This window comes from Kutzneria kofuensis, assembly GCF_014203355.1.
In the GTDB taxonomy this organism is placed as follows: Bacteria; Actinomycetota; Actinomycetes; order Mycobacteriales; family Pseudonocardiaceae; genus Kutzneria; species Kutzneria kofuensis.
On sequence record NZ_JACHIR010000002.1, the window covers coordinates 679,817 to 688,133 of the forward strand.

Genomic DNA, 8,317 nt, shown 5'->3' on the forward strand with positions numbered 1-8,317 from the left:
CCGCCGATCTCACGAGGTTCGCCACTCGGTCGCAGGTTATCGGCGTGATCGATTCACCGGAACCCGCCGACCGATCGGTCTCGTGTTCACGTACAAGAACTTCGCCGTCCGTATCCTGGACGGCATGACCTCCTCGCTGGCCCGCTGGGGTGGGACGAGCCGGTACGCCGACATCGGCGGCCAGGTCCACTACGTGGACTTCGGCGGGCCGGCGGACGGGCCGCCGATGGTGCTGGTGCACGGTCTCGGCGGCTCGCACCTGGACTGGAGCCTGCTCGCGCCCCGGCTGGCCACCAGGTTCCGGATCACCGCGCCCGATCTGCTCGGCTACGGCCTGACCACGCCGGATCACCGCGTATCGACGGTCGACGCCAACACCGACCTGATCGACCGGTTCATCCACCAGGTCACCGACAAGCCGGTTGTCCTCGTCGGCAACTCCATGGGCGGCCTGATCGCGGCCCGGCAGGCGGCGAAGCATCCCGAGACGGTGTCGAAGCTGGTCCTGATCGATCCGGCGCTGCCGCTGGTTCCCCGGTCCCGCCCGGACGTCGCGGCGACGATGATCCTGGGCCGGCTGGCGTTGCCGCTGCTGGGCCGAACCATTCTCGCATTGGGCCGGCGCGGACGCACGGCGCGGCAACAGGTCCGGGAGACGTTCGCCCGGTGCTGCGTCGACCCGTCACGAGTGCCGGAGAATCTCGTCGCCGCGCTGGTGGAGCTCATCGAGCACCGCGCCGGCCTGCCCGGAGCCGACGAGGCGTTCCTGGCGTCGGCACGGACCTTGCTGGCGATCAACGGCGGCCGTCGCACCGCCTGGGCCGCCCTGAACGACATCGCCGCGCCGGTGCTGCTGGTCCACGGCGAGCAGGACCGGCTCGTCTCCGTCGGCTCGGCCCGGGAAGCCGCCCGTCGCCTTCCACAGTGGACGGTCGACGTTCTGCCCGGACTCGGTCACCTGCCGCAGATCGAGGCGCCCGACCGCGTTGCGTCACGCATGCTCAGCTGGCTCGGTTAGGGCAGCACGCCCAGCCCGGCGACCGCACGGCTGCTGATCGCCTCCTCGTCGGAGACGGGCTTGTCCGGCCGCCACACGGCCGTGAACACCACACCCGGATCCACCAGGTCGTAGCCGTCGAAGAACGCGGCGACCTGATCGGGGGTGCGCAGGTTCAACGGATGCGTGCTCTTCGTGTACATCTCGACGGCCTCGGCGACCGCGCCCGGCCAGTAGTCGAACGACAGGCTGTGCGCCACCGCGAGGTAACTGCCCGACACGCACATGTCCCGGTAAGTCGCGACCACCCCGGCCGGGTCGTCGGTGTCCGGGATGAACGGCAGCACTTGCAGCATCAACACCGCCAGCGGCTGCGAGAAGTCCAGCAGGCGCCGGGTTTCCGGGTGGTTGAGCACCGTCTCGTGATCACGGATGTCGGCGTGCACCACCGCCGTGTACGGGTTGTCGGCCAGCAGCCGCTGCGACTGCGCCACCGCCACCGGCTCGTGGTCGACGTAGACGACCCGGTTGTCCGGGTGCACCGCCTGCACGACCTCGTGCACGTTGCCCGCTGTCGGAATGCCCGAGCCGAGGTCGAGGAACTGGGTGATGCCGGCCTCCACGGCCAGGAAACGCACCACGCGCTGCAGGAACTCCCGGTTGCGCATGGCGAACTCCCGGGTCTCCGGCAGGATCGCCAGCACCCGGTCGGCCGCCTCGCGGTCCACCGCGAAGTTGTGCGCGCCGCCCAGGTAGTAGTCGTACATGCGGGCCGGGTTGGGCCGGCTGATGTCCACGGGGTCCTGTTCGTCGTACTCGGGCATGGGCGACATTGTGGTTCACCGGCGCGCGCCCCGGCCAGGCGCGCGCCGGTGACCGTTCAGTTGGCGCTGGTCTTCTCGTGCAGCACCGTCGTCTGGCTCATGCCGTCCAGCGCCGCCCGCACGCCGCTGGCCACGGCGTCGGCCAGCTGGGCGGCGCTGAGCGAGCCGGTGCCGACCGGCATCGCCTTGGCCAGCCGGGCCGGCAGCCCCTCGATCGCCGCCGCCAGCCCCTCGATCGCCTTGCTCTTGTTCACCCGGTCGGTGAACTCCTCGTCGCTCAGGCCGATCTCGCAGCTCGCGCCCGGCCACGCCTTCAGCGTCGCCGCGCCGACCTCCTCGCGGACGCCGTTGACCAGCGGGCCGTCCTGGGTGGCGTACAGGCCAGGAACGTCCACGTTCTTCAGGAACACAGCCATGTCGTTTCCTCCCGGAGCTCCGGCGCCGTCCTGCTGGCCGAAGTCGCTCTTGCGTGCCTCGTTGACGTCACACTCCACGCCGTCCACCGTGATGGCCCCGACGCGCTGGAACAGGTGGATCCGCGGATCGACCTGCCCGCCCGACCAGGCGGCCGTCTGCCAGCCGTAGGTGGCCAGGCCGCTGTCCAGCGCGCGGGACACCGCGTAGAAACCGCCGTACACACCGGTTCTGCCGCGACCGAGCACGCTCATCGCGCCGGCGAGGTACTCCCCGCACGGGCCCAGCTTCGCCCTCGGGTCCGAGGAGCCCGGCGCGTAGTCGGGGATGTCGAAGTCGATCGCCATGTAGATCGGCCAGCCGGCGAGCCCACACGCGTCGGCCTGGGCGACCGCCGCCCGGGCGTCGGCGACGCCGGCGGCACGCCCCTCGGTGGCGCGGTCCGGCTGGTTCAGCAGCTTTCGCTCCCACACCAGCGCCACCGCGACACCGGCGGCCCGCAGGTCCGCCGCCTCGGCGGCGGTGAGGTTGGCCCGGCCGGACAGGCCGTTGTCCAGATACCGCACCACGAATCCGTACCCCGCCGCCCGTATCGCCGCGCCGCGGGGCCTACCGCCCGAATAGTCAAGTCCCAGCATCACGCATCACCGACACACACGTCCACAGCAGCCCCCTTCAATTGCAGTGGCAGTGAGAAGTTTGGCCTACGTACGCTCCCCCAGGTGGCCGTTATCGACGGTACCGCCCAAAGAGGCAACCCGACCGACTTTTCGAATAATTCGCGTGCGCGGTGAACGAAGTTGCCGGCGGTCAATCCGCCAACCGGGGCCACGTCTTCCAGTGCAGGCCGGGCGGTTCCTCGTCGTCGGTATCGGGCCGGTCGACGACCGGCAATGGCGGCAGGCCGAGCAGCGGGGCGATCAGGTCATTGGCATCGGACAGCCATGTGGTAGCCCAAACGAGTTCGCACGACAGTGCGCACAATCGGGCGCCATGGGCGGGATCCAGCCGAGTGAGCAGCGGATCCGGGGAATCGGTGTGGTAGCTCGAATATGTCACACCGCCGAATGGAATCAGCGTTCCGTCGACGTCGAGAAAGAGCAGCGGGCGCGGCACCTACACATACTTGCCCATGCCGCCGGCCACGTCGATCACGGCGCCGGTGATGTAGCTGGCGCGGGAACCGGCGAGGAAGGCGACGAGGCCGGAGACCTCGTCGACGCGGCCGAAGCGGGCCAGCGGCACCTCGGCGGCGGCGAGGCCGTCGAGGAACTCGGCGCGGTCCTGGTCGGGGCGCGGCGGGCGTGGATGTTGCCCCACTGCGGGGTGTCGACGAAGCCGATGTTGACGCTGTTGACCAGGATGCCGTCGGCGCCGAACTCCTGGGCGAGCACCTTGTTGAGGTTGAGGCACGCGGCGCGGACGACGGTGGTGGAGAAGAACGCCGGATCGGGCTGCCGGGCGTAGACGGCGTTGACGTTGATCACGCGGGGCGAGTCGCTGGCGCGCAGGTGCGGGAGGGCGGCGCGGAAGCAGCGGATCTGCGAGAAGAGCTTGACGTCGAGGTCGGCCCGCCAGTCCTCGTCGGTGAGCGTCTCGAAGTTGCCGGGATGGGCCCGGCCGGCGTTGTTCACGAGGATGTCCACGCCGCCGAGGGCCTCGGCCGAGGCGTCCACAAAGGACTGCACGGAGGCAGGGTCGGTGACGTCGGCGACCTGGTGGAACACGGTGCCGCCCAACGACGAGGCGGCGGCGGCCAGCTCGGTGGCGTTGCGGGAGCAGATGGCGACGGACGCGCCCTCGGCGATCAACTCGGCGGCGACGGCCAGCCCGATACCCTTGGAGCCGCCGGTGACGATCGCCCGGCGGCCGGTGAGCCCAAGATCCACGTCAGTCCTCGACCCTCGAACCCTCGACCTGCGTGGCGGCGTAGTCGACCAGCGTCGACCGCGGCGGCGTGAACACGTCGATCTCCTTGCACGTGCTGTCCAGCGTCCGGGCGCCGTGCGGCACCCACGGCGGCACGACCGCGACGTCCCCGGCGCGCATGGTGCGGGTGACACCGTCGATGGTGAACTCGAACTCGCCCTCGGTGACGATGACGATCTGCTCCTCGGCGTGGCTGTGCGTCGGCGCCTCGGTGTGCGGTTCGTACGAGGCGAAGTTCAGCAGGAGGTTCTCGCCCAGCACGGGCTGGAAGTCCAGGCCCGGCACGAGGGTCATCGCCTGGATGGCGTTCACGTCGACGAACCGCCCGGCCGCGGTGGGAGTCCCGCCGCCGTCGGTGGTGAAGTGCTCGGAGCTGGTGGTCATGACGTCTCCCGCAGTGATCGGACGGCGGCGGCCAGCCGGACGACGCCCTCCTCGATGTCGGACTCGCTGATCCTGCTGTAGGACAACCGGAGGTGCTCGTTGTCACGGCTCTCGGCGAAGAAGCCCGAGCCCGGTACGAAGGCGACCCTGCTTTCCCGTGCCACGACCGCGAGCGCCATGGTGTCGACGCCGGGCACGTGCAGCCAGCTGAAGAAACCGCCCTGCGGCACGGTCCACGTGGCCAGCCCGTCGAAGTGCCGCTCCAGGGCGCCGGTCAGCGCCGAGGCCCGGCTCCGGTACAGCGCACGGGCCAGCGGCAGGTGCTCGTCGAGGTGCCCGGCCCGCAGGTACTCCTCCAGCATCCGCTGCCCCAAGGCGCCCGCGCACTGGTCCGAGTTCTGCTTGGCGATGGACAGCTGTGCGACGACGGCCGCCGGGCCGACCGCCCAGCCCAGCCGCACGCCGGGGAAGAACACCTTGGAGAACGTGCCGATCTGGACGACCACGTCCGGCCCGAGCGACCACAGGCTGGGCCGCGGCGCGTCGTCGAAACCGAGCTGGCTGTAGGCGACGTCCTCGACGATCAGGATGCCGTGCTGCCGGCACAGCTCCACCAGCGCGGTCCGGCGTTCGACGGACATGGTGCGGCCGCTGGGGTTCTGGAAGTCGGGGATGGTGTAGACGAGCTTGGGCGGCGTCGGCAGTTCGCGCAGCAGCGTGGCCAACGCGTCGACGTCGAGGCCGTCGCCGTCCAGCGGCACGCCGCGCAGGGTCGGGTCGAACGCCATGAAGCCGGAGACAGCGCCGAGGTAGCTGGGCTCCTCGACGACGACCACGTCACCGGGGTCGAGCATGCTCTTGGCGATCAGCGTGATGGCGTCGATGCCGCCGCTGGTGACCATCAGCTCGGCGTCGGCGGGCCGCCGGCCGTCGGTGGCGGCCAGCCGGTCCGCGAGCGCCTCGCGGGTGCTGGCGATGCCCTCGCTCGACGAGTACTGCAGCGCCACCGCGGCGTCGTTCTCGATCAGCTTGCGGGCGATGTCGCCGACCACGTCGGTGGCGAACAGCGAGGGGTCCGGGAAGCCGCCGGAGAAGTTGATCAGGTCCCGCGCGCCGGCCAGCGCGAGAATGCCGCCGATGAGGTCCGGCGTGGTGCTCGCGCGCCGCGCCAGCCGTGTGGTCCAGTCGATCACACGCCACCCCCGCTTGACACCAACTTACATTTGCCAGGAGAGTTCCGTCATCGACCTTACATAGCGCGGGTCAGGACGTCCAGACACCAAACAAGTGACGGAGAGTAATCATGGAGTGGGTCAAGCCGCTGGGCGGCATCGGCGAGCACGCGGCGACGCCCGTCGAGCCGGCCCAACTGGACGCCGTCGACCTGCGGCTGTTGCTGCTGCTCAGCCAGGACGCGCGGATCTCGCAGCGCAGCCTCGCCCGTGAACTCGGCATGTCCGCGCCGGCCGTGGCCGACCGGATCGCCCGCCTGCACCGGCAAGGCGTGATCGAGGGCTACGGGGTGCGGCTCAACTGGAGCGCGCTGGGCTACCCGACGATCGCCTACTTGACCGTCACCGCCGGACAGGGCTTCGAGCAGGGGACGATCATGACCAAGCTCGCCGAGCTGCCCGAGGTCGAGGAGGTCATGATCGTCACCGGCGGAGTGGACATGCTGGTCCGGGTGCGCGTGCGCGACCACACCCACCTGCGCGAGCTGCTGATCAACGGGGTGTGGCAGATCGAGGGCGTCCAGCGGACGGAGACGTCGTTGTCGGTGGCCGAGAACAAGCCGAAGAACACGGCCAGTGAGCTGCTGGCCGACATGATCCGCCGCGCCGGGGAGAGCTGAGGGGCAGGCCGCCGACCAACCGGCCGGCAAGGTCGCATGGCCGACCCCGACCGACTACTTCGCGAACAGCTGGGACTCGTCGCGGAAAGCCTTGAACTCCAAGGCATTGCCGGCCGGGTCGTGCAGGAACATGGTCCACTGCTCCCCCGGCTCGCCCGCGAACCGCTGGTACGGCTCGATCACGAACGTCGTGTCGGCGGCGCGCAGCCGGTCGGCCAACGCGTGGAAGCCGTCGACGGTGAGCACGAGCCCGAAGTGCGGCACCGGCACGTCGTGCCCGTCGACGGGGTTGCGGCCGGCCTCGTTGCGGGCGCCGGGCACCACGTGCGTGACGACCTGGTGGCCGTGGAAGTCCCAGTCCACCCAGTGGTCGGCGGAGCGGCCCTCGGACAGGCCGAGCACGCCGCCGTAGAAGGCGCGGGCGCGGGACAGGTCGTCGACGGGGATGGCCAGGTGGAAGGCGGGGCGCGTGCTCATGCCCCCACCTTAGGCGCGGTACGGATCATCCTCGGGCAGCCAGCCGCCGAGCTCACACTCCACGCCCCGGGCCACGGCCTCGACGGTGTCGAACACGGCCCGGCGCACCTCGCCCCGGCGCCACACCAGCGACCACGTCCACAGCGGCGCCGGCTCGACGACCGGCCGCCGCACCAGGTCCGGCGGCAGCAGCACCTCCTGGCCCTTGGGCGAGTTCAGCACCGGCCGCCGGAGCCGCCGCACGTGGTCGACGAACGCCTCGCCGGTGATGCCGCCGTCGGAAATCCGCACGATCTTCGCCCCGGTGTCCCGGGCGAACGCCTCCGCGTAGACGTTCCACGACGACCAGGACGTCTGGTCGTCGTCGACCGGCACGATCACGTCCGCCGCCCGCACCGGCCGCTCGTCCTCGCCGACGCTCACGGCGTGCAGGCGGTCCACGCCGAGCAGCCGCGAGGCGAGGTTCAGCCGTTCGAGGTCCTGCTTGCGCACCCAGCAGATCGCCAGATCCAGGCTGCCCTCGGCGACCCGCGCCGCCTGCGCGTGCGACGGCACCACCCAGGTGTCGATGATCAGCTCCGCGACCGGCGCCGCCCGCGCCCGCAGGTCCGCCGGCCGCCAGTTCACGTAGCCGAGCCGCACCTGCTCGGTGCCGGCCAGCCGGCCCGCCCGCCGCTTGAGGTCGTCGGCCCGTTCCAGCAACGCCTTGGTGTGCGGCAACAGCGTCGCGCCGGCCTGCGTCAACGCCACTCCGCGGCGGTTGCGCTCGAACAGTGCCACCCCGAGGTCCCGCTCCAGCGCCTTGATCTGCTGCGACAGCGACGGCCCGGCGATCAGCAGCCGCTCCGCCGCCCGTCCGAAGTGCAGCTCCTCGGCGACCGCGACGAAGTACCTCAGCTGGCGTAGCTCCACTCTGGCGATCCTAGGAGGCTGCGCCTAGCACACGGGAGTCAGCCGGTCGTGGCATTTCCGCTGGCCACCGGCCCAACATGGCCGTATGAGGGAATTCGTCGTCACCATCACGACCACCATCCCGGACGGCACCGACCCGGCCGAGGTCGACCGCCGCCGAGCTGCTGAGCACGAACGCGCCAAGGAGCTCGCCGCCACCGGGCATCTGTACCGGATCTGGCGGCCGGTCGGCGAGAAGCGCAGCATCGGCATCTGGCTGGCCGACAACGAGCAGGACCTGCGGGAGAACGTGCTCGGCACGCTGCCGTTGTGGCCGTGGATGACCGCCGAGGTCGTCGAGCTGGAACCGCACCCGAACGACCCGGGCCGGTCGTGACCGCCGTCCTGCCGCGGACGCCGTGGCTGCACGTCGGGCGGTCCGCCGCCGCGCTGGCGGCCAGCATGGGGATCGGCCGGTTCGTCTACACGCCGATCCTGCCGCTGATGACCGCGCAGGCGGGGCTGTCCGCGCAGGGCGGGGCCGCGCTG

General features: G+C 70.8%; 11 protein-coding genes and 1 pseudogene. 3 read left to right on the forward strand and 9 right to left on the reverse strand.

Going from position 1 to position 8,317, the window contains the following annotated elements; genetic code table 11:
* Positions 1 to 82: 82 nt before the first annotated feature.
* Complete coding sequence (locus BJ998_RS42160) at positions 83 to 1,018, forward strand: alpha/beta fold hydrolase (RefSeq protein ID WP_184869726.1); 936 nt, start codon at positions 83 to 85, stop codon at positions 1,016 to 1,018.
* Here BJ998_RS42160 and BJ998_RS42165 read toward each other — a convergent pair.
* The 7 genes and pseudogenes from BJ998_RS42165 to BJ998_RS42190 all read right to left on the reverse strand — a co-directional run bounded on the left by BJ998_RS42165 (position 1,015) and on the right by BJ998_RS42190 (position 5,741).
* Entirely contained in the window at positions 1,015 to 1,821 is an 807-nt protein-coding gene (locus BJ998_RS42165; RefSeq protein WP_184869727.1) for an SAM-dependent methyltransferase, read from the reverse strand. The genes BJ998_RS42160 and BJ998_RS42165 overlap by 4 nt on opposite strands.
* Positions 1,822 to 1,877: 56 nt before the next feature.
* A complete protein-coding gene (locus tag BJ998_RS42170) occupies positions 1,878 to 2,873 on the reverse strand; it encodes a glycoside hydrolase domain-containing protein (RefSeq protein ID WP_281393485.1) in 996 nt (331 codons plus the stop codon).
* A gap of 172 nt (positions 2,874 to 3,045) precedes the next feature.
* Positions 3,046 to 3,351, reverse strand: coding sequence for an HAD domain-containing protein (locus BJ998_RS42175; RefSeq protein WP_184869729.1), 306 nt, complete (start codon positions 3,349 to 3,351; stop codon positions 3,046 to 3,048).
* Positions 3,352 to 3,648: an SDR family oxidoreductase gene (locus BJ998_RS49680; RefSeq protein WP_376776054.1), complete on the reverse strand. Its 297-nt coding sequence runs from the start codon at positions 3,646 to 3,648 to the stop codon at positions 3,352 to 3,354.
* Positions 3,546 to 4,124 (reverse strand): annotated as a pseudogene (locus tag BJ998_RS42180) (SDR family NAD(P)-dependent oxidoreductase); the annotation flags it as partial. The pseudogene BJ998_RS42180 and the gene BJ998_RS49680, both read right to left, overlap by 103 nt.
* A 1-nt stretch (position 4,125) precedes the next feature.
* On the reverse strand, positions 4,126 to 4,548 hold the full coding sequence (locus BJ998_RS42185; protein WP_184869730.1) for a cupin domain-containing protein: 423 nt from the start codon (positions 4,546 to 4,548) through the stop codon (positions 4,126 to 4,128).
* Positions 4,545 to 5,741 carry an aminotransferase-like domain-containing protein gene (locus tag BJ998_RS42190; protein ID WP_184869731.1) on the reverse strand — a complete coding sequence of 399 codons (1,197 nt, stop codon included), beginning with the start codon at positions 5,739 to 5,741 and terminating at the stop codon, positions 4,545 to 4,547. Before BJ998_RS42190 ends, BJ998_RS42185 begins: the two co-directional genes overlap by 4 nt.
* A 110-nt stretch (positions 5,742 to 5,851) precedes the next feature.
* Here BJ998_RS42190 and BJ998_RS42195 point away from each other — a divergent pair, with 110 nt between their 5' ends.
* Entirely contained in the window at positions 5,852 to 6,400 is a 549-nt protein-coding gene (locus BJ998_RS42195; protein WP_184869732.1) for an Lrp/AsnC family transcriptional regulator, read from the forward strand.
* 54 nt (positions 6,401 to 6,454) lie between these two features.
* Here BJ998_RS42195 and BJ998_RS42200 read toward each other — a convergent pair whose 3' ends face one another.
* Together BJ998_RS42200 and BJ998_RS42205 are read right to left on the reverse strand one after the other, a co-directional pair.
* Positions 6,455 to 6,877, reverse strand: a complete 423-nt coding sequence (locus BJ998_RS42200; RefSeq protein ID WP_184869733.1) for a VOC family protein — start codon at positions 6,875 to 6,877, stop codon at positions 6,455 to 6,457.
* A 9-nt stretch (positions 6,878 to 6,886) separates the two neighbouring features.
* Positions 6,887 to 7,789, reverse strand: coding sequence for a LysR family transcriptional regulator (locus BJ998_RS42205; RefSeq protein ID WP_184869734.1), 903 nt, complete (start codon positions 7,787 to 7,789; stop codon positions 6,887 to 6,889).
* An 85-nt stretch (positions 7,790 to 7,874) separates the two neighbouring features.
* On the opposite strand from BJ998_RS42205, the gene BJ998_RS42210 reads away from it, so the two are divergent.
* Positions 7,875 to 8,165, forward strand: a complete 291-nt coding sequence (locus BJ998_RS42210; RefSeq protein ID WP_184869735.1) for a muconolactone Delta-isomerase family protein — start codon at positions 7,875 to 7,877, stop codon at positions 8,163 to 8,165.
* The last annotated feature ends 152 nt before the right edge of the window (positions 8,166 to 8,317 follow it).